Raw genomic sequence first — 23229 nt, 5'->3', positions numbered from 1 at the left:
CCATGGACCTCCACGATCCCGCGAGCGGGCCCACCGGCCGCTCACGGCTCGGCACGGCCTTGCTGCTCGCATGCGGGCTGGCCGGCGTGTGGGCCGCTGTGCGCCACTTCTCGGGCGGCGCCTCGGGCACGGCCTACGACTGGGACTTCAGCGTGCTCTGGAGCTACCGCCGGCTGCTGCTCATCGGCCTGGCCTACACGTTGGTCTTCACCGTCGTGTGCGTGGTGCTGGGGCTGCTCGTCGGCCTGGCGACCGGGCTGGGGCGGCTGTCGCGCAACCCCTGGGTGTCGGGGCCGATCCGTGCCTACATCGAGGTGTTCCGCTGCACGCCGGTGCTGGTGCAGCTGGTGTGGTTCTATTACGCGCTGCCGGTGCTCACCGGGCTGGAGATATCGGCCGTGGTCGCGGCCACGCTGTGCCTGTCGCTGTACGGCGGCGCGTTCTATTCGGAGATCGTGCGCGGCGGCATCATTTCCATCGACAACGGCCAGGTCGAGGCCGGCCGCGCGCTCGGCATGACCCGCCTGCAGCTCATGCGCCGGGTGGTGCTGCCGCAGGCCTTCAAACGCATGGTGCCGCCGCTGATGAGCCAGTCGATCATGCAGCTGAAGAACACCTCGCTGCTGTCGGTGCTGGCCGTGCCCGACCTGCTCTACCAGGGCCAGGTGATCGCGCACGAAACCTACCGCCCGCTGGAGCTCTACACCTTCATCGCGGTCGCGTACTTCGCGGTGCTGCTGCCCGTCACCGTCTGGGCCAAGCGCATGGAATTCGGCGCCGGGCCGAAGGAAGAAAGCTGAAATGGCCGCACCCCTGATCGACATCAGCAAGCTCAAGAAGGCCTTCGGGCAGAACGTGGTGCTGAAGGACATTTCGCTGCAGGTCGAGCGCGGCCAGGTGGTCGCCATCATCGGGCCCTCGGGCTCGGGCAAGTCGACGCTGCTGCGCTGCATCAACCTGCTGTCGGTGCCCCAGGGCGGACGCATCACCGTGGGCGAGCAGACCATCGAGTTCAACGGCGTGCATACCACGCTGCCCAACGAGCGCGCGCTGGCGCGCTTTCGCGCATCGACGGGCATGGTGTTCCAGCACTTCAACCTGTTCCCGCACATGACGGTGCTGCGCAACGTGATGGAAGGGCCCGTCACCGTGCTGAAGACGCCCAAGGCGCAGGCCGAGGCCGAGGCGCGCGCGCTGCTCGCCAAGGTGGGCCTGCTGGAGCGCGCCGACTACTTTCCCGACAAGCTCTCCGGTGGCCAGAAGCAGCGCGTGGCCATTGCGCGCGCGCTGGCCATGAAGCCGACCGTGATGCTGTTCGACGAGGCCACCTCCGCGCTCGACCCGGAGCTGGTGGGCGAAGTGCTCGGCGTCATCAAGGGCCTGGCCAAGGACGGCATGACCATGATCCTGGTCACGCACGAGATCGGCTTCGCGCGCGAGGTGGCCGACCAGGTCGTCTTCATGCGCGACGGCGTGGTGGCGGAAAGCGGCCCGCCGGAGAGCGTGATCGACAACCCGCAGGAGGCGTCGACGCAGGCTTTCCTGGGCCGCTTCAAGGGCGTGGCGGCGCAGTGACGTGGTGTCCGCGGTCGTGCCTGGCTTGAGGCGCAGCGCCACGCCCGCCATGCCCTCTACGCCCTCCATGCCCTCCAAACCGTTCTTGGGCGTGCTGATGCTCGACACCCGCTTTCCGCGGCCGCCCGGCGACGTGGGCAACCCCAAGACCTTCGAGCGTCACGGCATCGCGGTGCGCCTGCTCACCATCGAGGGCGCGTCGCCCGAGCGCATCGTGAAGGAGGCCGACGCTTCGCTGCTGCAGCCCTTCGTCGACGGCGCGCTGCGGCTCGTTGAAGAGGGCGCTGCCGTGCTCACCACCAGCTGCGGCTTTCTCGCGGCGTACCAGCAGGTGCTGTCCCATGCGGTCAACGTGCCCGTGCTCACCTCGAGCCTGCTGCAATGCCGCGAGTTCGCGCGGCCCGGCATCTTGACCTTCGACGCGGCGTCGATGCGCCAGCCCATCCTCGACGCTGCCGATGTGCCGGCCGGCACGCCGGTGCAGGGCGTGCAGCCGGGCTGCGAGTTCCATCGGCGCATCTTGAACAACGAGGCACAGCTCGATCTGGCGGAAGCCGAGCGCAACGTGGTCGATGCCGCGCGCCGGCTGGTGGCGCTTCACCCTGCGGTGGAAGACATCGTGCTGGAGTGCACCAACATGCCGCCTTACCGGGAGGCTGTCGCGCGCGCCACGGGCCGGCGCGTGCACGACATCGAGACGCTGCTCGTCGCCCGCTGGCGCGCTGCAGCGGCTGCTGTTGCTGGCTAGCGCTTGCGGGTCGCGCGCCTGCGCAGCAGCGCGGCCGAGCCCAGCGCCACGGCCATGACCAGCAGCGACACCACGGTGGTCACCGTGCCCAGTGCATAGATCGAAGGCGTGGTCACCGTCGAGGTCAGCCCCTGCAGTTCCAGCGGCAGCGTGTTGACGTCGCCGATGGCTTGCGAGGTGCGCGCAATTTCGTCCCACGACAGCGTGAAGCCGAACATGCCGATGCCCACGATCGACGGGCCGATCAGCGGCAGCACCACGAAGCGGAAGGTTTGCCAGGGCGTGGCACCCAGGTCGCGCGCGGCTTCTTCGTAGGCCGGGTTGAAGCGGTTGAACACCGCGAACATGATGAGCAGGCCGAAGGGCAGCGTCCACGTCAGGTGCGCCCCGAGCGCGGAGCTGAACAGGCCCAGCGCCGTGCCATAGCCTTCGAGCAGCGAGGTCGCGTCCACGGCCGTCAGCAGGCCCTTGATGCCCGTGTCCAGCAGCCGGAACTGCAGCCCGATGCCCAGCGAAATGATGATCGACGGCATGATCAGGCTGGCCACCGTCACGAAGAACAGCGCGTTGCTGCCTTTGAGCTTCTTGCGAAAGGCCAGGCCCGCGAGCACCGACAGCACCACGGTGAAGGCCATCACCACCGCGCCCAGCGCCAGCGAGCGCCTGAACGCCGCGCCGATGTCGACCGTGCCCAGCCCTTCGGCCAGCTTGTAGAACCAGTGCAGCGAAACGCCGCGCAACGGAAAGGTCAGGCCGCCTTCGGGGCCCTGGAAGCTCAGCACGAAGATCGTGATCATCGGGCCGTAGAGAAACAGCACGAAGAGGGCGAAGACCGTGGCGAGGGGCCAGAAGCCGGGGGCGCGCTGCGCGCTGATGGGCGTCTGCATGCTCAGAGCTCCTTGCGAATGTCGACCAGCCGCGTCAGGCCCCAGATGATCATCAGCACCACCGCCAGAAGAATCATCGCGTTGGCCGCGGCCAGGGGAAACTGCAGGTACGAGGTCTGCACCTGGATGATCTTGCCGATGGAGGCGATCTGCTGGCCACCCATCACGCCGATGGTCACGAAGTCGCCCATGACGATGGTGATCACGAAGATCGAGCCGATCAGGATGCCCGTGCGCGACAGCGGCACCACCACGTTCCACAGCGTCTGCCAGCCCGAGGCGCCCGCGTCGCTCGCCGCCTCGAGCAGCGAACGGTCGATGCGCATCATGCTGTTGAAGATGGGCACAATCATGAACATCGTGTACAGGTGCACGAAGGCCAGCACCACCGAGAAGTCGGAGAACAGCAGCCACTCGACCGGCTGGTTCACCAGGCCCGTGCCCATCAACGCCTGGTTGACCAGCCCGTTGCGCCCCAGGAGAGGTACCCACGAAATCATGCGGATCACGTTCGACGTCCAGAACGGCACCGTGCACAGCACGAACAGCACTGTCTGCATGGTCGACGAGCGCACATGGAACGCCAGGAAGTAGGCCACCGAAAACCCGATGAGCAGCGTGATGCCCCACACCAGCAGGCAGAACTTGAAGGTGCTGAGGTAGGTGTTCAGCGTGACGCACAGGTCGCCGTTGTCCGTGAGGCGCGAGCACCCGTCGAACAGGCTCAGGTAGTTGCGCAGCGTGACGGCCGGGATCAGCTCGTACTCGTTGAAGTTCCACAGGCTGACCATCGCGACCAGCGCCAGCGGAATCAGGAAGAACAGCAGGAACACCAGCGCGAACGGCGCCGCCTGCCACCAGGCTTTCACGGTGTGCGTGGGCATGGTGGCGGCGTGGCCGGACGCGGCGGGTGCGCTCATGTCGATGGTGTCCTGCGGGGTCGCGCGCTCAGGCCGCGACGAATTCGTTCCACTTGCGAACCATGTATTCGTTCTCGTCCATCACCGCGTTCCAGCAGGCGATGCCGCCCATGCGCTGCTCGTAGCTGCCGCCGTCGCGCACCGAACCGGCCTTGGCGATCACGTCGCCCTGCGGGCTCTTGATGTCCTGCGCGGCGGGCTTGCCTTCCATCCAGTAGGCCCACTCGTAGCCTTCCATCTTGGTCTTGGCGGTGTCCAGCACGGCGCTGTAGTAGCCCTGGCGGTTGAGGTACGCGCCGGCCCAGCCGTCGAGGAACCAGTTGATGAACTCGTACGCGCCGTCGAGCTTCTTGCCCGACAGCGTGGCCGGCAGCCCGAAGCCCGAGGCCCAGGCGCGATAGCCTTCCTTCAGCGGCTGGAAGGTGCAGTCGATGCCCTTGCCGCGCACGGCCGTCACGGCCGGCGACCACATCGACTGGATCACCACTTCGCCCGAGGCCATGAGGTTGACCGACTCGTTGAAGTCCTTCCACAGCGCGCGGAACTGGCCGGCCTTCTTGGCCTCGATGAGCGCCTTGATCGTCAGGTCGATCTCGGCCTTGGTCATGTTGCCCTTGTCGGCGTACTTGTGGATGCCCTTGGCCTCCACCACCATCGCGGCGTCCATGATGCCGATCGACGGAATGTTCAGGATCGCGGCCTTGCCCTTGAACTCGGGGTTCAGCAGCTCGGCCCACGAGGTAATGGGGCGCTTGATGAGGTCGGGGCGAATGCCCAGCGTGTCGGCGTTGTAGGTGGTCGGAATGAGCGACATGAACTGCGTGGCCGACTTGGCGAAGACCTTGCTCTTCTCGCCCTCGAGGTAGATCACCTTCACCGGCGCCGTACCCTGGTCGCCCACCTTCTTGCCGGCGACTTCGCCCTTGGTGAACAGCGAGGTGATCTTGTCGGCGTTCTTCACGCGCTTGGTGTCGATGCCCTTCAGGTTGCCGGTGGGCACGATCTTCTTCAGCGAGAAGAACTCGGTGTCGATCAGGTCGAAGCTGTTGGGCGCGGTCACGGCGCGCTTGGTCACGTCGTCGGTGGTGACGGCCACGTACTGGATCTCGATGCCGGTGTCGGCCTTGAACTTCTCGGCGATGGCCTTGTCCTGGTTCACGGCGGTGCCCAGGTAGCGCAGCACGATCTTTTCCTGCGCATGCACGAAGGGCGCGATGCCCGTGGCCAGGATACCGGCGGTGCCTTGCAGCAGCGTGCGGCGCTTGACGCCGGTGGACGAGTCGATGGGTTCGGTCATTGCAAAGTCTCCGTGGAAAAAGTCGCTGGAAAGCGGGAGGGGAAGGGGCACAAAAAACGGAAGGCGCCGCGCGCTCAAAGCGTCATGGCGATCGCGGCGGTGTCGTCGCGCAGCGCGCCGGCGGGGGTGGTGGCGGTGGCGGCCGAGCGCTGGCCCGGCGGCTTCACGCCGGGGCCCAGGGTGCGGGCGTCGGCCTCGGCCCACGACAGGCGCACGCTGTCACCCGGGCTGTAGGGGCTGGCAAGAAAGGCGGCCTCGCCGAGCAGCACCGACACGCTCTGGCGGCCCGGCGCGGCGGCGTCCAGCGCCAGGCCCAGCAGCACGTAGGTGCCCTGGTACTCGACGTCGGTCACCTTGGCGGCCAGGCCATGCGTGGCGGCACCGTCCACCGCGGCGATGCGCATGTGGTCGTTGCGCACGGCGATGGGGCCGGCGGGCGTGTCGAACACGTTGTGCCCGCCCATGAAGCGCGCCACGAACTCGCTGGCCGGGTGGTTGTAGATGGCGTGCGGCGCACCGACCTGCTCGATCACGCCGTGGTTCATGACCACCATGGTGTCGGCCAGCGCCATGGCTTCTTCCTGCGAGTGCGTGACGTGCACGAAGGTCAGGCCCAGTTCCTTCTGCCAGCGCCGCAGCTCGGCGCGCATCTGGATGCGCAGGAACGGGTCGAGCGCCGACAGCGGCTCGTCGAGCAGCAGCACGCGCGGCTCGGTGATGAGCGCCCGCGCCAGCGCCACGCGCTGCTGCTGGCCGCCGGAAAGTTCGCCGGGCTTGCGCTCGGCCAGGTGGCCCATGGCCACGCGGTCGAGCAGGTCGTGCGCGCGCTTCTGGCGCTCGGCCTTGCCCACGCCCTTCATCTTCAGGCTGAAGGCCACGTTGTCGGTGGCCGAGAGGTGCGGGAACAGCGCGAAGCTCTGGAACATCATGGCCGTGCCGCGCGCGGCGGCGGGCAGGTTGGTGATGTTGCGGTTGTCCAGCAGGATGTCGCCGCTGGTGACCGATTCGTGCCCCGCGACCATGCGCAGCGTGGTGCTCTTGCCGCAGCCCGAGGGGCCCAGCAGGCAGCAGTAGCTGCCGCTGGCGATGCGCAGGTCGATCTGGTCGACGGCGGCCGGCGTGCCGGGGGCGTAGCGCTTGGTGAGCGCGACGATCTCGACGGCGGCGGGAACTGGCGTGGCGACGGCATTCATTGCCGAAAGCTCAGCAGGATCCATGCCACGCCGCACCAAAGCGGGGTGCGGACCGGGGGGAGGGCGGGGGGCCGAAAGGCGTACAGACCGGCGCGTGCCGGTCGCGGTAAGACGGGCTGCGCGGTGGCCCAGCCTTGGGGCGCTACCGCCGCGCGATCAGGTGCCGAACTTGCCCGCGTCCACCGGCAGCTGCGCCGCGGCCAGTCCGCGCAGCACGTCGCCCACCACGATCACCGCCGGGCTGGCGAGGCCGGCCTCGGCGATGCCGCTGTGCAGCTTGTCGAGCGTGGTCGCGATGTGCCGCTGCTGCGGCAGGCTCGCATGCTGGATGACGGCCACTGGCGTGTCGCCCGGCAGGCCGTGCAGCAGCTCGCGCTCGATGTGCCCGGCGCCCGCCACGCCCATGTAGATCACCAGCGTGAGGCGCGCGTTGCAGGCCATGGCGGCCAGCGCGCGCCAGTCGGTCGGGTCTTCGGCCGCGCCGGCGCCGGTCTTGGCATGGCCGGTGACGAACACCACGCCCTGCGCATGGTCGCGGTGCGTGAGCGGCACGCCCAGCGAGGTGACGGCCGCCAGCCCGGCGGTGATGCCGTTGACCACCGCGCACTCGATGCCGGCCTCGCGCAGGTGCGCCACCTCTTCGCCGCCGCGCCCGAAGATGAACGGGTCGCCGCCCTTCAGCCGCACCACGGTCTCGCCTTCGCGCACCGCGGTGATCATCAGCCGCTCGATGAAGGCCTGCGGCGTGCTCTTGCAGCCGCCGCGCTTGCCCACGTGCACGATGCGCGCGCCGGGCCGGGCGTAGGCCAGGATCTCGTCGTTCACCAGGTCGTCCACCAGCAGCACCGTGGCGGCCTGGATCGCCTTCACGGCCTTGACCGTCAGTAGCTCCGGGTCGCCCGGGCCGGCGCCGACCAGGGTGCAGCGGCCGGTGACGAGGGGGGCGGAGGGGTTGTGGTGGTCGTCGTGGTTCATGCGTGGGATGCCAGTTGCGTGATGTGCCTGACCTGCGTCGCGATGGCCTCGGGCACCGGAAGCTCGCCGGCCAGCACGCGGCGCGTGTAGTCGGCCGTGGTGGCCACGTCGATTTCCTTCGGGAGCCCCGGCACCTCGCTGGTGGTGCCGGGCTGCTGGGCCTGCAGCTCGGTGCGCGCGCCGCGCACGAAGCCGTCGATCTGCGCGGTGCGGCGCGGGTCGGACACCACTTCGCCTTCGAGGCCGCGCGAGAGCAGGGCGGTCTGCCCCGTGAGCTCGAAGGTCTCGCCCATGGTGCGGGCGTATTCGGGGTGCGTGTAGCTCGCGACCACCACGCAGGCGCCGGCGCCGGGCTGCATGAGCTTGACCACGCTGTGGCCCGGGTTGCGCAGGCCGACCACGCGGCGCACGTCGAGCAGGCGCTTCAGGGCAGGGTTCAGCAGCTCGGTGGGTGCGAAGGCCGCTTCGCCGTTGGCGATGGAGCGAATGGCGGTGAGCGGCAGCAGGTCCATCGCGGCCAGCACGTTCGACGCCAGCACGCGCGAGGTTTCGCTGGCGCTGCCGTGCACCAGCACCGGCAGGCCTTCTCGGGCCAGCAGCAGCGCCAGCAGCGGCGTGAGCACCGGCAGCTTGCGCGCGCCGTTGTAGCTGGGCAGCACCACCAGCGGGCGGTCGCCGGCCGGAATGCGGTTCAGCCGCGCGTGGGTGGCGTCCAGAAAGCCCGCCATCTCCTCGGGCGTCTCGCCCTTGATGCGCATGGCCAGGCAGAAGCCGCCGATTTCGAGGTCGGTGACGGTGCCGTCCAGCACCTGGGCGAACAGGTCGGTGGCCTGTTCGCGCGTGAGCGGCTTGGCGCCTCGCGCGCCGCGGCCGATTTCCTTGATGTATTGGCTGATTCCCATGGGTGGGGGGATTGTCCTGCAAGGCTTATGCCGGAATGTCATTCGGCTTATGCATGGGGTCGGCTTCTGGTTTTGTCCCCTCTCCCCTCGGGGAGAGGGCTAGGGTGAGGGCGGCGGCTTTCCAACGTCGCGTGGGCGTCATTGCCGCTCACCCTCACCCCAGCCCTCTCCCCAAGGGGAGAGGGAGCAATGCAGGAGCCTCACAGCGCCACCTCCGCCTGCGCTTCAACCGCCACCGCCCGCACCATCCGCTTCAGCTCCGGAATGCACGACCCGCAGTTCGTCCCGCACTTCAGCGCCCCTTGCAGCTTGCCCAGCCGCTCTTCCGCCGTGCCGCCGCAGCGCCCCAGCTCCGCCTGTATCGCCACGTCCGCCACGTTGAAGCAGGTGCACACCGTCTTGCCGCGCGACTGCACCGCCACCGGCGCCCGCGCGCCCGGCGAGAGCAGCAGCCGGCCGTAGCTTTGCGCCGGCAGCTCCTCGCGCAGCAGCGTGGCGATCCAGGCTTCGGCGCTGGTGTCGCCGCCCAGCAAGAAGGCCTCCAGGCCCACGCTGCCGTCGGCGCGGCGCAGCAGCCGGGCGGCGCGGCGCTGGCCGCGGCGGCGGTCGGCGTAGCGCAGGGTGTCGGCGGCCTGCAGGCCGAGCAGGGCTTCGATCTTCTCGAGCAGCGCGGCGTCGGGCGCTTCGTGGGCGGCGGCGCGAAACAGCAGGCCGCAGCGTTCATCGCCCTGGGTGTTCCCCGCGAAAGGCACGCAGGTGGCGAATGGAAACATCGTCATCAGCGGCCGCAGCGCACGCTGCGCGGTCAGCGCCGCGTCTGCGGGCAGCCAGGCCATGGCTAGCAGCGACCATGGCAGCTCGGCCTTCAGGATCTTCACCGGCGTGTGCTTCAGCTCGGGCTGTTTCGACGTGGGGCAATACGCCGGCGTGGTCAGCGCGTTGATGCCTGCCAGCCGCTCGCCGGTCGACGAACAACCGCTCAGGTACTCCTCGCCCCAGTGCATCGCCACGAAGGCCTGGCCCAGGCCCACCTCGGCGCTGGCGCGTGCCGGCAGCAGGATGGAGCCGCGCTTCGACGTGACATGCACCAGGTCGCCTTCCTGGAGCTGCCGGCGGGCCATGTCCTGCGCGTGCATCTGCACCACGGGCTCCGACACATGCCCGAACAGCCGCCCGGCCGTGCCGGTGCGGCTCATGCCGTGCCATTGGTCGCGCAGCCGGCCGGTGTTCAGCGAGAAGGGGTAGCGCGGCTCGCGGGCCTCGGCCACGGGCTGGTAGACGGTGTCGGCGAAGCGCGCACGACCGTCGGACGTGGGGAACACGCCGTCTTCGTACAGGCGCGCGCGGCCGGTGCTTTCGCCTTGCTTCAGCGGCCATTGCTGGGGGCCGGCGGTTTCCAGCATGGCGTAGCTCATGCCGGTGATGTCCAGGTCGCGCCCGCGCGTCGATTCGCGGTGCTCGTTCCACACCGACTCGGCCGTGTCGTAGGGGAACAGCGTGGTCTCGTCGACCCCCTCGCCCACGTTGCGGCCCAGCTGCCGCTCGAGCCGGCGCGCGAACGCCACCGCAATCGACCAGTCGTTGCGCGCGTCGCCCGGCGCCGGCACCGCGGGGCGCACGCGCGAGATGCGGCGCTCGCTGTTGGTCACGGTGCCTTCCTTTTCGCCCCAGGTGGTGGCGGGCAGGAGCAGGTCGGCGTAGGCGCAGGTGGCGGTGGTGGCGAAGGCCTCCTGCACCACCACGAACTCGGCGCGTTCCAGCGCGCGGCGCACGGTGGCCTGGTCGGGCATCGACTGGGCGGGGTTGGTGCAGGCGATGTACAGCGCGCGGATCTCGCCGTCGGCCGCCGCCTGGAACATCTCGATGGCGGTCTTGCCCGGCTTGCCGGGCACGGAGCGCCCCTGCCGGTTCAGGCCCCACAGCGCGGCCACCTCGGCGCGGTGCGCGGGGTTGGCCAGGTCGCGGTGCGCGCTCAGCAGGTTGGCCAGGCCGCCCACCTCGCGCCCGCCCATGGCGTTGGGCTGGCCGGTGAGCGAGAAGGGCCCGGCGCCGGCGCGGCCGATGTGCCCCGTCGCCAGGTGCAGGTTGATGAGCGCCGCGTTCTTCGCCGTGCCGCTGGACGACTGGTTCAGGCCCTGGCAATACAGGCTCAGCGTGGCTTGGGAGGTCGCGAACAGGCGCGCCGCCTCGAACAGGTCTGCCTTCGAGATGCCGCACACCTGCGCCACCGTGTCGGGCGTGCAGCCGCGCACCGTGGCCTCCAGCGCGTCGAAGCCGCTGGTGTGCGCGGCGATGTAGGCCGTGTCGGTCCAGCCTTCGCGCAGCATCAGGTGCAGCATGCCGTTGAACAGCATCACGTCCGTGCCGGGCTGCAGCGGAAGGAAGAGGTCGGCGATTTCCACCGTGTCGGTGCGGCGCGGGTCGGTCACCACGATCTTCATAGCCGGGTTGGCGGCCTTCGCGTCTTCGATGCGGCGGAAAAGAATGGGGTGCGCCCACGCCGTGTTGCTGCCCGTGATGAACAGGCACTGCGCGTGCTTCAGGTCGTCGTAGCAGGCCGGCGGTGCGTCGGCGCCCAGCGTCTGCTTGTAGCCGGCCACCGCGCTGCTCATGCAGAGGCGCGAGTTGGTGTCGATGTTGTTGGTGCCCACCAGGCCCTTGGCGAGCTTGTTGAAGACGTAGTAGTCCTCGGTCAGCAGCTGGCCCGACACGTAGAAGCCGACCGCGTCCGGCCCGTGGTCGCGGATCACCTGGGCGAACTTGCCGGCGGCGTTGTCCAGGGCGGTGTCCCACGGCACGGCGGTCGGTGCGTCGCCGCGCGCCAGGCGCTGCAGCGGCTGCAGCAGCCGCGTCTGCCGCGTGACCGTCGCGCTGGCCGTGAGGTGCAGCGTCGAGCCCTTGGTGCACAGGCGGCCGAAGTTGGCGGGGTGGTCGGGGTCGCCGCGCACGCCGGTGATCTGGTCGCCGCGCGATTCGATGACGACGCCGCAGCCGACGCCGCAGTAAGGGCAGGTGGACTTCGTTTCCCGCATCGCGCCCTCCCCTTCCGGGGGAGGGTTCGGGTGGGGGCTCGCGGCCTGGTCGATGGACACGCGGTGGGTCATGCTCATGCCGCTGGCCCTCACCCTAGCCCTCTCCCGCTAGCGGGAGAGGGGACAAGACATTGGAAGCTGCGTCGCCGATGCTCGATTCACCGAACATCAGCCGGTCGCGAATGCCCTGCACGTTGCGCCCTTCGCGCAGCAGCTCGAAGTACCAGCCGCCGTCGACCGTGTCGCCGTACAGGCAGGCGCCCACGAGCTTGTCGTCCTTGATCACCAGCTTCTTGTACACGCCGCCGAAGGGGTCGCTCATGACGATTTCCTCGGTGCCTTCGCCGCCCCGGAAGTCGCCCGCGCTGAACAGGTCGATGCCCGTCACCTTCAGCTTGGTGGAAGTGAGTGAGCCCAGGTAGCGGCCGATGCCGGACATCGCCAGGTGGTTGGCCGCCACCTTGGCCTGCTCGAACAGCGGCGCCACCAGCCCGTAGGCGATGCCGCGGTGCGCCGCGCATTCGCCCACCGAGTAGATGCGCGCGTCGGTCACGGTCTGCATGGTGTCGCTCACCACGATGCCGCGATCGACATGCAGCCGCATGCTTTGCGCGAGCGCGGTGTTGGGGCGGATGCCCACGGCCATCACGACGAGGTCGGTCGGCACTTCGAGGCCGTGCTTGAAGCGAATGGCCTTCACGCGGCCGGCCTTGCCTTCTTGCGCGTCGCCCACGAGCTCCTGCGTGTGCGCGCCCAGCAGGAACTGCATGCCGCGTTCTTCCAGCGACTTCTGCAGCAGCTTGCCGGCGACCTCGTCGAGCTGGCGGTCCATGAGCCAGGGGTTCACATGCACCACCGTGACCTGCATGCCGCGCTTCATGAGCCCGTTGGCGGCCTCCAGCCCGAGCAGTCCGCCGCCGATGACCACCGCATGCCGGTGCGTCTTCGCGGTCTCGATCATCAGGCGGGTGTCGGCGATGTCGCGGTAGGCGATGACGCCCTCGAGCTTGGCGCCCGGCACCGGCAGCATGAAGGGGTTGGAGCCGGTGCACAGCAGCAGGCGGTCGTAGGCGGCCTCGGTGACGGTGCCTTGCGCGTCCACCGCGCGCACAACGCGCTTCACGCGGTCGACGCGGGTCACCGTCTTGCCGGCATGCAGCGTGATGCCGTTCTGCGCGTACCAGGCCCAGGGGTTGAGGATGATCTCGTCCACCGTCTGCTCGCCCGCCAGCACCGGCGACAGCAGGATGCGGTTGTAGTTGGGATGCGGCTCGGCGCCGAACACCGTGATGTCGTACAGATCGGGCTCGACCTTCAGCAGCTCCTCCAGCGTGCGCACGCCGGCCATGCCGTTGCCGACCATCACGAGCTTCTGCTTCTTCACGCGCATGTCCATGGTGCCGGGTTCCTGCCGCGCCGTGGCTCAGGCCGCGGTCTTTTCCACGTGCGCCTGGCGCGTGTAGAGGAAGTCGATGACGGCCTTGCGCGCGTGCACGTAGGCCGGGTCTTCGGCCAGTTCCACGCGGTTGCGCGGGCGCGCGATGCCCACGCTCAGCACCTCGCCGATGGTGGCGGCGGGGCCGTTGGTGAGCATGACGATGCGGTCGCTCAGCAGCACGGCCTCGTCGACGTCGTGCGTCACCATGACCACGGTGCTGCGGGTCTTCTGCACGATGGCCAGCAGCTCGTCCTGCAGCTTGGCGCGGGTGAGGGCGTCGAGCGCGCCGAAGGGCTCGTCCATCAGCAGCACCTTGGGCTCCATCGACAGCGCGCGCGCAATGCCCACGCGCTGCTTCATGCCGCCGGAGATCTCGCCGGGGCGCTTCTGCGCGGCAGGGGTGAGGCCGACCAGCGCCAGGGCCGCGTCGGTGCGCTCGCGCAGTTGCGCCTTGCCTTCGGTGACCGCGAACACGCGCTCGACCGCGAGGTACACGTTTTCGAAGCAGGTGAGCCAGGGCAGCAGCGAGTGGTTCTGGAACACGACCGCGCGCTCGGGGCCCGGGCCTTTGATTTCCTTGTTGGCGCACAGCAGCGAACCCTGCGTGGGCGTGGTGAGGCCGGCCACCAGGTTCAGCAGCGTCGACTTGCCGCAGCCCGAGTGCCCGATGAGCGTGATGAACTCGCCCTTGGCCACATTCAGGTTCACGTCGCGCAGCGCCACGAAGCGGCCCTTGGGCGTCTTGAACGCCTGCTCCACCCCGTGGATCTCGATGTACTTGCTGTCGTCGATCATGACTTCACCTCTTCGAACGTGAACGCGGTGGCGAGCTTGACGAGCGCGAACTCCAGCACCAGGCCGACGATGCCGATCACGAAGATCGCGATGATGATGTTGGCGACGTTCAGGTTGTTCCACTCGTCCCACACCCAGAAGCCGATGCCGACGCCGCCGGTGAGCATCTCGGCCGCCACGATCACCAGCCACGCGGTGCCCACGGCCAGCCGCACGCCGGTGAGCATGTAGGGCAGCACGGCGGGAAACAGGATCTTGGTGAGGATCTTCCATTCGCTCAGGTTCAGCACCTTGGCCACGTTCATGTAGTCGCTGGGCACGCGCTGCACGCCCACGGCGGTGTTGATGACCATCGGCCAGATCGAGCAGATGAAGATGGTCCAGATGGCCGCCGGGTTGGCGCCCTTGAACACCAGCAGCCCGATGGGCAGCCACGCCAGCGGCGACACCGGGCGCAGCAGGCTGATGAGCGGGTTGAACATGCGCGCCAGGAACTCGAAGCGCCCGATGGCGAAGCCCGCCGGAATGCCCACCAGCGCCGCCAGCCCGAAGCCCAACGCCACGCGCTGCAGCGACGACAGCACGTTCCAGCCCACGCCCTGGTCGTTCGGGCCCTTGCTGTAGAACGGGTCGCTGAACACGGTCACGGCCTGGTGCCACACGGCCAGCGGCGTGGGAAAGCCGGTGGTGCTGTTCACGGCAATGAGCTCCCACACCAGCAGCAGCAGGCCGAAGCCGGCGAGCGGCGGGAGCACGCGCATCCAGAAGGCGCGCAGGTCGATGGGCGTGCGCGGCCTGGGCTCCCGCTCCGCTCTGGCGACGGAGTTCGGGAGCGGGTGAGGAGCGGCTTCCGCACGGGCGAGAGGAAGAGTGGGCGAGGGTGGTGCCGAAAGGGACGCATCCAGGGGCGAATGAAAAACAGCGCTGACCATGGTGTTCTCCTCAGGCATGCAGCTTGAAAGACTCGGCGTACTTCTTCGGGTCCTTGCCGTCCCACACCGTGCCGTCGAACAGCTTGCTGGTGCGCATCGCGTCCTTGGGCACGGGCGTCTGCGTGGCGGCGGCGGCCTGCTTGTAGATGTCGATGCGGTTGATTTCGCCGGCCACCTTCAGGTAGTCGGGGTGTTCCTTCAGCAGGCCCCAGCGCTTTTGCTGCGTGAGGAACCACATGCCGTCCGACAGGTAGGGGAAGTTCACGGCGCCGTCGCCGTAGAACTTCATGTGGTTGGGGTCGTCCCAGCTCTTGCCCAGGCCGTTGGTGTAGCGGCCCAGGATGCGCTGGTTGATCGCGTCCACGCTGGTGTTGACGTAGCTCTTGTCGGCAATGGTCTCGGCCATCTTGTTCTTGTTCTGCAGGCCGGCGTCGATCCACTTGCTGGCCTCGAGCACGGCGGCGGTCACGGCGCGCGCGGTGTTGGGGTACTTCTTGACGAAGTCGCCGGTGGTGCCCAGCACCTTCTCGGGGTGGTCCTTCCAGATGTCCTGCGTGGTGATGGCCGTGATGCCGATGCCGTCCATGATGGCGCGCTGGCCCCAGGGTTCGCCCACGCAGTAGCCGTCCATGTTGCCGATGCGCATGTTGGCCACCATCTGCGGGGGCGGCACGGTGATGTTCTTCACGTCCTTGAACGGATCGATGCCGGCCGACGCGAGCCAGTAGTACAGCCACATGGCATGCGTGCCGGTGGGAAAGGTCTGCGCGAAGGTGTATTCGCGCTTGTCGCTGGCGATGAGCTTGGCGAGCGAGGCGGCATCGACCGCGCCCTTGTCGGCCAGCTTCTTCGACAGCGTGATGGCCTGGCCGTTGTTGTTCAGGGTCATGAGCACGGCCATGTCCTTCTTCGGGCCGCCGGCGCCCACGTGCACGCCGTAGACCAGGCCGTACAGCACATGGGCGAAGTCGAGCTCGCCGTTCACCAGCTTGTCGCGCACGCCGGCCCAGCTGGCCTCCTTGCTGGGAACGATCTTCACGCCGTACTTCTTGTCGATGCCCAGCACCGAGGCCATGACCACGCTGGCGCAGTCGGTGAGTGGAATGAAGCCGATCTTCACTTCCTCCTTCTCGGGCTTGTCCGAGCCCGCGGCCCAGACGGCCGCGCGCAGGGCGGGGTCGATGCCCACGGCGCCGATGGCGGCGGCTTGCAATACGCGGCGTCGGCTGAGGCGGGTGGTGAGCAGATCGGTCATGGGGCGGGCTCCGGTTGAAGACGAACAGACTGGAAAGACAAAAACAAAAAAGGCGTCCGCACCGCGCAGGGGCTGCTCGAAAACGAGCCCTTGCGGGATGGGGACGCCTTTGTCCGGTTCGGCGGGAAGCACCCGCCGTTGGGTGCCGCCTGCCTCAAGACCCATTGGGGGGCCTGTGGGCTGGGTGCTTGCAAACGGCGTGCCAGCTGGTGCGTTCACGGCGCGCGGCCAATGGCGCGGCCGCATGGAAAGGGTTCGGCAGGGCTGGCGCGGGTGGACGGACGGTGTCTTGCGGACACGCTATGGACACGTCGAGGACACGATCTGGGCACAGTTGTTGTGCACCGCACCAAGTTGAACGCTTTCAGCGCGGCGGCGTGCGCTCGACCACGGGCAGGTAGTCGGCCATGGCCAGCATCGACTCGGCCACGTCGACCAGGCGCCGCTTCTGGTTCATGGCGGTCTGGCGCAGCATCTTGTGCGCCTCTTCTTCGCTGAGGCGGCGGTGCGCCATCAGCAGGCCCTTGGCACGCTCGACGATCTTGCGTTCGTTGAGCGATGCGCGCACGGTTTCCAGCTCGTCGCTCATGGCCTGCAGCCGGTGCGACTGCTCCTGCACCATGTCGAGCACCGAGCGCTCCAGGTGCCGGCCGAACTGGGCGGGCGCCGCGGCCTGGGCGTCGGCGTCGTCGAAGAACAGCGCGGCGGCCTGCGGGGCCAGCGTGTCGAGCAGCTGCTGGTAGTCCTGCAACTCGGCGCGCGACTGCGCGGTCTTGCGCTCGCACAGCGCGCGCAGGTCGGCGGCCAGGCGGTCTTCGACGGTCTTCATGGCGTCGATGCGGCGGGTGCAGCAGTCGAACCAGGCCTGGCTCAGGGGCGCGTCGGCCGGTGCCGAGGTGGTGCCGCGCCGGCGCATGCGCTCCAGCTCGGCCAGCATGGCGTCGGGCTGGCTGTCGCGCCACAGCGCGAGCACGGCGTCGCCCGAGAAGTCGGTGAACACCTGGAAGCAGCGCTCCTGCGATTCGATGAGGTGCAGCCACTGCAGGCGCTGCGCCTCGTCGCTGCGGCCCAGCGCGAGCGCCGCGGCGCCGAAGGCACGCTCCTGCCCGGCGAATTCCTTGCCCTGCATGAAATTGAACATGGCGACCAGCAGCCGCGAGATCTCGGGGTCGGCCGCGCCGTCGGCCGCCTCGAACACCACCGACAGCAGCCCGGCGATGAGCTTGGCGAAGGCGGCGACGGCCTGCGCCGGCTTGAGCTCGAGCGCGTCGATGCGCTTGCGCAGGGTGGGCAGCGCGTCCAGCCCCGGCAGCACCCAGGCGATGCGGCTGAACAGCCGCGCGCCGTTGCCCGCGCCCACGCCGCGGTGCTTGTCGGTTTCGAGCTGGTCGAAGCCGGCGCGCACCTCGCGCTCCAGCGCCAGGCATTCGGCGATCTGCGGGGCGCGCTGCTCGGCAAAGCGGCTGCCGCGCGTGGCAAGGAAGATGTTCGACATGCCGCGCTCGCGCTGCAGCGCATGCACGAGGCGGCCAATCAGCCCGACCAGCTCGCTGGTGCGCGCAAGCTGGTCGAGCTCGTCGATTTCGCAACGGCGGGCGGCGATGAGGAAGCTCAGTCCGGATTTCATGGGTGGGGTCGGTGCGCGGGGTACGTAGCGGCACTGCAACATCCGTGCCCCCGCCGGCGCAGCGGCCTTGCGGCCCCGCAGCCTTGCCCCTTCGGGGGACGGGCGCGGCGGGCGCCACCTACACTCGGCAGCATGCTCTTGTTGGGAATCGAATCATCCTGCGATGAAACCGGCGTGGCGCTGGTCGAGTCGCACGGCAACGCGCTGCCGCTGCTGCGCTCGCATGCGTTGCACAGCCAGATCGCCATGCACCAGGCCTACGGCGGCGTGGTGCCCGAACTGGCCAGCCGCGACCACATCCGCCGCGTGCTGCCGCTGACCGAGGCCGTGATGGCCGAGGCCGGCCGCTCGCTCGCCGAGATCGACGTGGTGGCCTACACCCGCGGCCCCGGCCTGGCGGGCGCGCTGCTGGTGGGCGCGGGCGTGGCCTGCGCGCTGGGCGTGGCGCTGGGCAAGCCGGTGCTGGGCGTGCATCACCTCGAAGGGCACCTGCTGTCGCCGTTTCTCAGTGCCGATCCGCCGGAGTTTCCGTTCGTCGCGCTGCTGGTCTCCGGCGGCCACACGCAGCTGATGCGGGTGGACGGCGTGGGCCGCTACGAACTGCTCGGCGAGACCATCGACGACGCGGCCGGCGAGGCCTTCGACAAGAGCGCCAAGCTCATGGGCCTGCCGTACCCCGGCGGCCCCTGGCTCGCCAAGCTGGCCGAGGGCGGCAACGCCACGGCCTTCAAGCTGCCGCGCCCGCTGCTGCACAGCGGCGACCTCGACTTTTCGTTCGCCGGCCTGAAGACGGCCGTGCTCACGCAGGCCAAGAAGCTGGGCGACACGCTCGAGTCGAACAAGGCCGACCTGGCGGCCTCGACGCAGGCGGCCATCGTGGAGGTGCTGCTGAAGAAGTCGCTCGCCGCGCTCGAGCAGACCGGGCTCAAGCGCCTGGTGGTGGCGGGTGGGGTGGGGGCCAACAAGAACTTGCGCGAGCAGCTCAATGCCGCCTGCGCCAAGCGCAAGGTGCGGGTGCACTACCCCGAGCTGCACCTGTGCACCGACAACGGCGCCATGATCGCCATGGCCGCCGCCATGCGCCTGCAATCGGGACTGTCGCAGGCCAGCGAGCGCTATGCCTTCGACGTCAAGCCGCGATGGCCCATGGCGATGCTGTCGGCCGAGCCGCCGATACCGGAGACTGCGTAAGCGGCTGACGCGCGCGGGCGCTCGAAGGCAGCGGCAACACGTCGAGCATGTTGCGCCACAGCTGGCGCCATTGCGGCCAGTCGTGGCCGCCTTCGGTGGTGAACACCTGGCCCGAGGGCAGGGCGTCGGCCAGCAGCTTGTGGTTGTTGACGAAGCGGTCTTCCAGGCCAAAGCCCAGGTACAGCGGCGGCAGGTTCTTGACGGGCTGGTCCTGCAGGTACTGCTGGAAGAAGGGCCACAGCTTGCGGTCGGGTTCCTCATCGGGCTGCGGGCCGGTGGGGGCCTGCCACATGCGAAGGCCGCCGGCCTTCTTGATTTCCGCGCCGAGCACGCGCCGGCCCAGGTAGGGCGCCAGCGCCACGATGCCGTCGACTGAGCCCGGTCGCGCCAGTTCATGAATCAAGGCGCCGAAGCCGCCGATGGAAATGCCCACCAGCCAGATCGACTTGTAGCCCTTGGCGCGCTGCGGCTCGATGACGTCGGCGTGCAGCCGCTCGCTGAGCGTCTGCTCGTAGTAGTAAGAGACGTCGGCGTCGACCAGCAGCGCGTCGGCCGCCAGGTGGCGTTCGCGCACGGCGGCAATGAAACCTTCGCGCTCGAATTCGTCGGGCTTGAGGTACGCGCCTGGCAGGAAGATCAGGAGCGTGTCGGACTGTTCGTTGGGATGGGCGGGTTGGAGATGTGTTTGCATGGTGCCGTGAGGGGGCACCCGACCCGCACCGTCATGGAACTCGATGCGTTTACGAGACGCCCACGAAGAAGAAAGTACTAAGAAAACGTCACATGATGTGACGTTATGCGGCCCTATTGTGAATAGGGAGCATGTTCAAAGTCAAAAGGAACGTTTACTGACACTTTCTTCTTGTGGGCTTAGGTCGAACTAGTTGATTTGCAACTGTGCGGCCTGGCTCACGGGAACGCGCTTGCCGAGCTTCAGCGTGAGCACGCCGTTCTCGAGCTTGGCGTCGCTCGCGGTCACGTCGATGTCCAGCGGCAGCTCGTAGGCGGCCTTGAACTGGCGCTTGGCTTCGGCCTTGCTGTCGATGCGCACCACGGCGCCTTCGATGTTGATGACGAGGTCTTCACGCGCAAGGCCCGGCACGTCGAGCGACAGGGTCCAGCTGGTGTCGTCCTGCTCCACGAGCGGCGAACGGCGGGCACCCGCGAAGGCCTCGCTGGCGAAGCGTTCGAAGGCCTGGTCGTAGGCGCGGGGAGCGAAGCGGGCGGTGCGAAGGGTGGGGGCAAAAAACATGATGAAGAACTCCTGAATCAACACAATGGGGACAAGGAATGTGTGTCCCTTACACTGCGCGGCCGTTCAATCGTGAGTGCCGCTTGACACCTCATCTAGGCGCATCGGCAGGCGTTTCAAGACAATGAATCCCCCCTTTATTTGGCGTCGCGAGGCCTTGAAATTCGCGGCGCTGGCGCTATGCGCGAAGCCCTTCGCCGCGCTCGCGCAGGCGGCTTCCGCCGTACCGTCCACACCTTCCGCACCTCCCGCACCCATCCGCCTGGCCCTCATCGAAAGCATGAGCGGCCCCTTCGCCAACACCGGTGAAGCGGTGTTCCGCAACCTGCTGTGGGCGGTGGAGCGCGTGAATGCGCGCGGCGGCATCAAGCTGCCCGGCGTGCCGGGCGGTGCGCGGCCGTTGCAGCTCGACCGGTACGACAGCAAGGGCCAGAACGAAGAGGCGCTCTCCGCACTGCGCGCGGCCATGGACGACGGCGCGCGCATCGTGCTGCAGGGCAACTCGTCGGCCACCGCGTCGGCGCTGGTCGCTGCCATCGACAAGAACAACGAGCGCGACCCGTCGCGGCGCGTGATCTTTCTCAACTACGCCGCGGTCGATCCGGTGCTGACGAACGAGCGCTGCAGCTTCTGGCACTTTCGCTTCGACGCGCATGCCGACATGCGCGTGGCCGCGCTGATGTCGGCGGTGAAGGACGACGCGTCGCTCAAGCGCGTGTACCTCATCGGGCAGGACTACAGCTTCGGCCAGGCCGTGCTGCGCGAGGCGCGCCGGCAGCTCGGCGTGCAGCGGCCCGACGTGGACATCGTGGGCGACGAGCTGCACCCGATGGGCAAGGTGAAAGACTTCGCGCCCTACGCCACGAAGATCATCGCGAGCGGCGCGCAGGCCGTGGTCACGGGCAACTGGGGCAACGACCTCACGCTGCTGGTGAAGGCGGCGCGCGAGGCGGGTTTCAACGGCACCTTCTATACCTTCTACGGCAACGCGCTGGGTGCGCCCGCGGCCATCGGCGACGCGGGCATCGGCCGCGTGGTGGCGGTGGCCGACTGGCTGCCCAATGTGCAGACCTCGCAGTCGGAGGCGTTCTATCGCGCCTTTCGCACGCGCTTTCCCAAGCCGGCCGACGACTATGTGCACATGCGGCTGCAGCTGCTGGTCGAGGCGCTCGCGCAGGCCATCGAGCGTGCCGGGAGCGTCGATGCGGTGCCGGTCGCGCGCGCCCTCGAGCAGGCCGACGTGAGCCTGTACGGCCAGCGCGGACGCATGCGCGCCGCCGACCACCAGTTCCAGCAGCAGCTCGTGGTCGGCGTGATGGACCGGCAGGGCCGCCCGGGCGTGCAGTTCGACGTCGAGGGCTCGGGCTACGGCTTTCGCGTGGTGAAGACCATTGCCGCCGAGCGCGCCGAACTGCCGACCTCGTGCAAGATGAAAAGACCTTGATCGATCGATGAACCACAGGACCCCGAACCATGCGTGAAGCCATCCACAACCTCGAAGCCTCGAAGATCCGCGAAGTCGCCAATGCCGGCATGGGCCGCGACGACGTGCTGGCCTTCTGGTTCGGCGAAAGCGACGAAGTCACGCCCGAGGTGATCCGCCAGGCGGCCATCGAGTCGCTGCAGCGAGGCGAGACTTTCTACTCGCACAACCTCGGGCTGCCCGAGCTGCGCGAGGCCATCGCGCGCTACACCAGCGCGCTGCATCCGGCGGTGGATGCGTCGCGCATCGCCGTCACATCTGGCGGCGTGAGCGCGCTGATGCTCGCGGTGCAGGCGCTGGTCGACGCGGGCGACGAGGTGGTCGCGGTGACGCCGGTGTGGCCCAACCTGACGGCGCAGCCCGCGATCATGGGCGCGCAGGTGCGCACGCTGCCGCTGGTGCCGGTGAACGGGCAATGGACGCTCGACCTGCAGTCGCTGCGCGCGGCCGTCACGTCGAACACGAAGCTGCTGATCGTCAACGCGCCCAACAACCCCACGGGCTGGACCATGACGCGCGACGAGCAGCAGGCCGTGCTCGACCACTGCCGCCACACCGGCACCTGGATCCTGGCCGACGAGGTGTACGAGCGCCTGTACTACGAGCCCACGCCCAACGGCTGCGCGCCCAGCTTCCTGGACATCTCGAAGGCCGACGACCGGCTCGTGGTGACGCACAGTTTCTCGAAGAGCTTCCTGATGACCGGATGGCGCCTGGGCTGGCTGGTGCTGCCGCCCGCGATGGTGGAGGGCATCGGCAAGCTGATCGAGTTCAACACCTCGTGCGCCAGCGTGTTCACGCAGCGCGCGGCCATTGCCGCCATCGAACACACGGGCGAGATCACGCCGCGCGTGGTGGCGCACCTGAAGCAGTGCCGCGACACGCTGGTGCCGCTGCTGGCGGCCTTGCCGGGCGTGCAGGTGGCGCCGGCCAAGGGCGGCATGTATGCCTTCTTCCGGCTCGAGGGTTTCGGCGATTCGCTGGAGGTGGCGAAGCGGCTGGTGGCCGAGGCCGCCCTGGGGCTCGCGCCTGGCAACGCCTTCGCGCCCGAGGCGCAGGGCTGGCTGCGCTGGTGCTTCGCGTCGAAGGACCCGCAGCGGCTGGTGCGGGGCGTGGAGCGGCTGCGCACCTGGCTGGCGGAGCAGTCGCGGGCGAGCTGATCACGGGGCTTGATGTGGGCGTTGAGCTGGCACGAAAGAGGCGAAAAGGGGAGGTGAAAGCCCGCTGAAAGTCCCCGGGCTATAATCCCGAGGCTTTGCATGCCGCAAGGCGCACGGTGAGGGCAGTTCCAGCGCTCACCGCAAGTCAAACATCCCGGAACAAGGAAATCAAACATGATCGCAGCCTCCATCAAGGCCGAAGTCGTCAAGGACAACGCCCGCGCCGCCAACGACACTGGCAGCCCCGAAGTGCAAGTCGCACTGCTGACCGCCCGTATCAACGAGCTCACCCCCCACTTCAAGACTCACGCCAAGGACCACCACGGCCGTCGCGGTCTGCTGCGCATGGTGAGCCGCCGCCGCAAGCTCCTGGACTACCTCAAGTCCAAGGACGCCGACCGTTACACCGCGCTGATCGCCAAGCTGGGTCTGCGCAAGTAATTCGAATCGCATGAAAAAACGCCTGGGTTAGTCCGCTAGCTCAGGCGTTTTTTACTTCGCGATCCACTTTTCGGAGTGCCCAAGCAGAGCGAAGCTGTGTCATTCCAATGAAGTTCGGGCGATCTT

Annotated in this window: 20 protein-coding genes and 1 pseudogene; 7 read left to right on the top strand and 14 right to left on the bottom strand. The window is 68.4% G+C overall.

Features of this window, described 5'->3' with window-relative positions; all coding sequences use genetic code 11:
* Positions 1-2: 2 nt before the first annotated feature.
* The 3 genes from QTI51_RS32840 to QTI51_RS32830 all read left to right on the top strand — a co-directional run bounded on the left by QTI51_RS32840 (position 3) and on the right by QTI51_RS32830 (position 2323).
* Complete coding sequence (locus QTI51_RS32840) at positions 3-800, top strand: amino acid ABC transporter permease (protein ID WP_116913047.1); 798 nt, start codon at positions 3-5, stop codon at positions 798-800.
* Position 801: 1 nt separating this feature from the next.
* Positions 802-1575 carry an amino acid ABC transporter ATP-binding protein gene (locus QTI51_RS32835; protein WP_116913048.1) on the top strand — a complete coding sequence of 258 codons (774 nt, stop codon included), beginning with the start codon at positions 802-804 and terminating at the stop codon, positions 1573-1575.
* 67 nt (positions 1576-1642) lie between these two features.
* Positions 1643-2323 (top strand): aspartate/glutamate racemase family protein, encoded by a 681-nt coding sequence (locus QTI51_RS32830; RefSeq protein WP_116913099.1) that lies wholly within the window; start codon positions 1643-1645, stop codon positions 2321-2323.
* On the opposite strand, the gene QTI51_RS32825 is transcribed toward QTI51_RS32830, so the two are convergent.
* From QTI51_RS32825 to QTI51_RS32770, 12 genes and pseudogenes are all read right to left on the bottom strand, one after another.
* Positions 2320-3210 carry an ABC transporter permease gene (locus QTI51_RS32825; RefSeq protein ID WP_116913049.1) on the bottom strand — a complete coding sequence of 297 codons (891 nt, stop codon included), beginning with the start codon at positions 3208-3210 and terminating at the stop codon, positions 2320-2322. The genes QTI51_RS32830 and QTI51_RS32825 overlap by 4 nt on opposite strands.
* A gap of 2 nt (positions 3211-3212) precedes the next feature.
* Entirely contained in the window at positions 3213-4130 is a 918-nt protein-coding gene (locus tag QTI51_RS32820; RefSeq protein ID WP_116913050.1) for an ABC transporter permease, read from the bottom strand.
* A 28-nt stretch (positions 4131-4158) separates the two neighbouring features.
* Positions 4159-5427: an ABC transporter substrate-binding protein gene (locus QTI51_RS32815; protein ID WP_116913051.1), complete on the bottom strand. Its 1269-nt coding sequence runs from the start codon at positions 5425-5427 to the stop codon at positions 4159-4161.
* A 74-nt stretch (positions 5428-5501) separates the two neighbouring features.
* A complete protein-coding gene (locus QTI51_RS32810; protein ID WP_116913052.1) occupies positions 5502-6620 on the bottom strand; it encodes an ABC transporter ATP-binding protein in 1119 nt (372 codons plus the stop codon).
* Between the two features lie 156 nt (positions 6621-6776).
* A complete protein-coding gene (gene cobA, locus QTI51_RS32805) occupies positions 6777-7595 on the bottom strand; it encodes a uroporphyrinogen-III C-methyltransferase (RefSeq protein WP_116913053.1) in 819 nt (272 codons plus the stop codon).
* Complete coding sequence (gene ybiB / locus QTI51_RS32800; protein WP_116913054.1) at positions 7592-8497, bottom strand: DNA-binding protein YbiB; 906 nt, start codon at positions 8495-8497, stop codon at positions 7592-7594. The genes cobA and ybiB overlap by 4 nt, the downstream gene beginning before the upstream one ends.
* Positions 8498-8697: 200 nt before the next feature.
* Positions 8698-11529, bottom strand: coding sequence for a nitrate reductase (locus QTI51_RS32795; protein WP_116913100.1), 2832 nt, complete (start codon positions 11527-11529; stop codon positions 8698-8700).
* A gap of 142 nt (positions 11530-11671) precedes the next feature.
* Positions 11672-12919: pseudogene (locus tag QTI51_RS32790) on the bottom strand (NAD(P)/FAD-dependent oxidoreductase); the annotation flags it as partial.
* Between the two features lie 33 nt (positions 12920-12952).
* Positions 12953-13762 (bottom strand): ABC transporter ATP-binding protein, encoded by an 810-nt coding sequence (locus tag QTI51_RS32785; RefSeq protein ID WP_116913055.1) that lies wholly within the window; start codon positions 13760-13762, stop codon positions 12953-12955.
* Positions 13759-14694: a nitrate ABC transporter permease gene (gene ntrB / locus QTI51_RS32780; RefSeq protein WP_116913101.1), complete on the bottom strand. Its 936-nt coding sequence runs from the start codon at positions 14692-14694 to the stop codon at positions 13759-13761. The genes QTI51_RS32785 and ntrB overlap by 4 nt, the downstream gene beginning before the upstream one ends.
* Positions 14695-14704: 10 nt before the next feature.
* Complete coding sequence (locus QTI51_RS32775) at positions 14705-15949, bottom strand: CmpA/NrtA family ABC transporter substrate-binding protein (RefSeq protein WP_116913056.1); 1245 nt, start codon at positions 15947-15949, stop codon at positions 14705-14707.
* Positions 15950-16313: 364 nt separating this feature from the next.
* Positions 16314-17576, bottom strand: a complete 1263-nt coding sequence (locus tag QTI51_RS32770; RefSeq protein WP_116913057.1) for a nitrate regulatory protein — start codon at positions 17574-17576, stop codon at positions 16314-16316.
* A gap of 132 nt (positions 17577-17708) precedes the next feature.
* Between QTI51_RS32770 and tsaD the strand changes: the two genes are divergently transcribed.
* Positions 17709-18767: a tRNA (adenosine(37)-N6)-threonylcarbamoyltransferase complex transferase subunit TsaD gene (tsaD, locus tag QTI51_RS32765; protein WP_116913058.1), complete on the top strand. Its 1059-nt coding sequence runs from the start codon at positions 17709-17711 to the stop codon at positions 18765-18767.
* Here the strand turns inward: tsaD and QTI51_RS32760 are convergent.
* Entirely contained in the window at positions 18706-19458 is a 753-nt protein-coding gene (locus QTI51_RS32760; protein WP_116913059.1) for an alpha/beta hydrolase-fold protein, read from the bottom strand. The two genes, tsaD and QTI51_RS32760, sit on opposite strands and share 62 nt — an antisense overlap.
* A gap of 189 nt (positions 19459-19647) precedes the next feature.
* On the bottom strand, positions 19648-20019 hold the full coding sequence (locus QTI51_RS32755) for an Hsp20/alpha crystallin family protein (RefSeq protein WP_116913102.1): 372 nt from the start codon (positions 20017-20019) through the stop codon (positions 19648-19650).
* Between the two features lie 124 nt (positions 20020-20143).
* Between QTI51_RS32755 and QTI51_RS32750 the strand changes: the two genes are divergently transcribed.
* From QTI51_RS32750 to rpsO, 3 genes are all read left to right on the top strand, one after another.
* Positions 20144-21463, top strand: coding sequence for a branched-chain amino acid ABC transporter substrate-binding protein (locus QTI51_RS32750; RefSeq protein WP_286517417.1), 1320 nt, complete (start codon positions 20144-20146; stop codon positions 21461-21463).
* A gap of 29 nt (positions 21464-21492) precedes the next feature.
* A complete protein-coding gene (locus QTI51_RS32745) occupies positions 21493-22662 on the top strand; it encodes a pyridoxal phosphate-dependent aminotransferase (protein ID WP_116913061.1) in 1170 nt (389 codons plus the stop codon).
* A 174-nt stretch (positions 22663-22836) separates the two neighbouring features.
* Positions 22837-23103, top strand: coding sequence for a 30S ribosomal protein S15 (gene rpsO, locus QTI51_RS32740; protein ID WP_007837783.1), 267 nt, complete (start codon positions 22837-22839; stop codon positions 23101-23103).
* Positions 23104-23229 lie beyond the last annotated feature (126 nt).

Source organism: Variovorax sp. J22G73 (assembly GCF_030317035.1).
Lineage (GTDB): Bacteria > Pseudomonadota > Gammaproteobacteria > Burkholderiales > Burkholderiaceae_C > Variovorax.
This window is presented reverse-complemented; position numbering and strand designations above follow the sequence as displayed.

Excerpts from the sequence above, each read along its gene's own strand:
- QTI51_RS32840 (WP_116913047.1), top strand. The coding sequence starts at position 3 with ATGGACCTCCACGATCCCGCGAGCGGGCCCACCGGCCGCTCACGGCTC.
- QTI51_RS32835 (WP_116913048.1), top strand. The coding sequence starts at position 802 with ATGGCCGCACCCCTGATCGACATCAGCAAGCTCAAGAAGGCCTTCGGG.
- QTI51_RS32830 (WP_116913099.1), top strand. The coding sequence starts at position 1,643 with ATGCCCTCCAAACCGTTCTTGGGCGTGCTGATGCTCGACACCCGCTTT.
- QTI51_RS32825 (WP_116913049.1), bottom strand. The coding sequence starts at position 3,210 with ATGCAGACGCCCATCAGCGCGCAGCGCGCCCCCGGCTTCTGGCCCCTC.
- QTI51_RS32820 (WP_116913050.1), bottom strand. The coding sequence starts at position 4,130 with ATGAGCGCACCCGCCGCGTCCGGCCACGCCGCCACCATGCCCACGCAC.
- QTI51_RS32815 (WP_116913051.1), bottom strand. The coding sequence starts at position 5,427 with ATGACCGAACCCATCGACTCGTCCACCGGCGTCAAGCGCCGCACGCTG.
- QTI51_RS32810 (WP_116913052.1), bottom strand. The coding sequence starts at position 6,620 with ATGAATGCCGTCGCCACGCCAGTTCCCGCCGCCGTCGAGATCGTCGCG.
- cobA (WP_116913053.1), bottom strand. The coding sequence starts at position 7,595 with ATGAACCACGACGACCACCACAACCCCTCCGCCCCCCTCGTCACCGGC.
- ybiB (WP_116913054.1), bottom strand. The coding sequence starts at position 8,497 with ATGGGAATCAGCCAATACATCAAGGAAATCGGCCGCGGCGCGCGAGGC.
- QTI51_RS32795 (WP_116913100.1), bottom strand. The coding sequence starts at position 11,529 with ATGCGGGAAACGAAGTCCACCTGCCCTTACTGCGGCGTCGGCTGCGGC.
- QTI51_RS32785 (WP_116913055.1), bottom strand. The coding sequence starts at position 13,762 with ATGATCGACGACAGCAAGTACATCGAGATCCACGGGGTGGAGCAGGCG.
- ntrB (WP_116913101.1), bottom strand. The coding sequence starts at position 14,694 with ATGGTCAGCGCTGTTTTTCATTCGCCCCTGGATGCGTCCCTTTCGGCA.
- QTI51_RS32775 (WP_116913056.1), bottom strand. The coding sequence starts at position 15,949 with ATGACCGATCTGCTCACCACCCGCCTCAGCCGACGCCGCGTATTGCAA.
- QTI51_RS32770 (WP_116913057.1), bottom strand. The coding sequence starts at position 17,576 with ATGAAATCCGGACTGAGCTTCCTCATCGCCGCCCGCCGTTGCGAAATC.
- tsaD (WP_116913058.1), top strand. The coding sequence starts at position 17,709 with ATGCTCTTGTTGGGAATCGAATCATCCTGCGATGAAACCGGCGTGGCG.
- QTI51_RS32760 (WP_116913059.1), bottom strand. The coding sequence starts at position 19,458 with ATGCAAACACATCTCCAACCCGCCCATCCCAACGAACAGTCCGACACG.
- QTI51_RS32755 (WP_116913102.1), bottom strand. The coding sequence starts at position 20,019 with ATGTTTTTTGCCCCCACCCTTCGCACCGCCCGCTTCGCTCCCCGCGCC.
- QTI51_RS32750 (WP_286517417.1), top strand. The coding sequence starts at position 20,144 with ATGAATCCCCCCTTTATTTGGCGTCGCGAGGCCTTGAAATTCGCGGCG.
- QTI51_RS32745 (WP_116913061.1), top strand. The coding sequence starts at position 21,493 with ATGCGTGAAGCCATCCACAACCTCGAAGCCTCGAAGATCCGCGAAGTC.
- rpsO (WP_007837783.1), top strand. The coding sequence starts at position 22,837 with ATGATCGCAGCCTCCATCAAGGCCGAAGTCGTCAAGGACAACGCCCGC.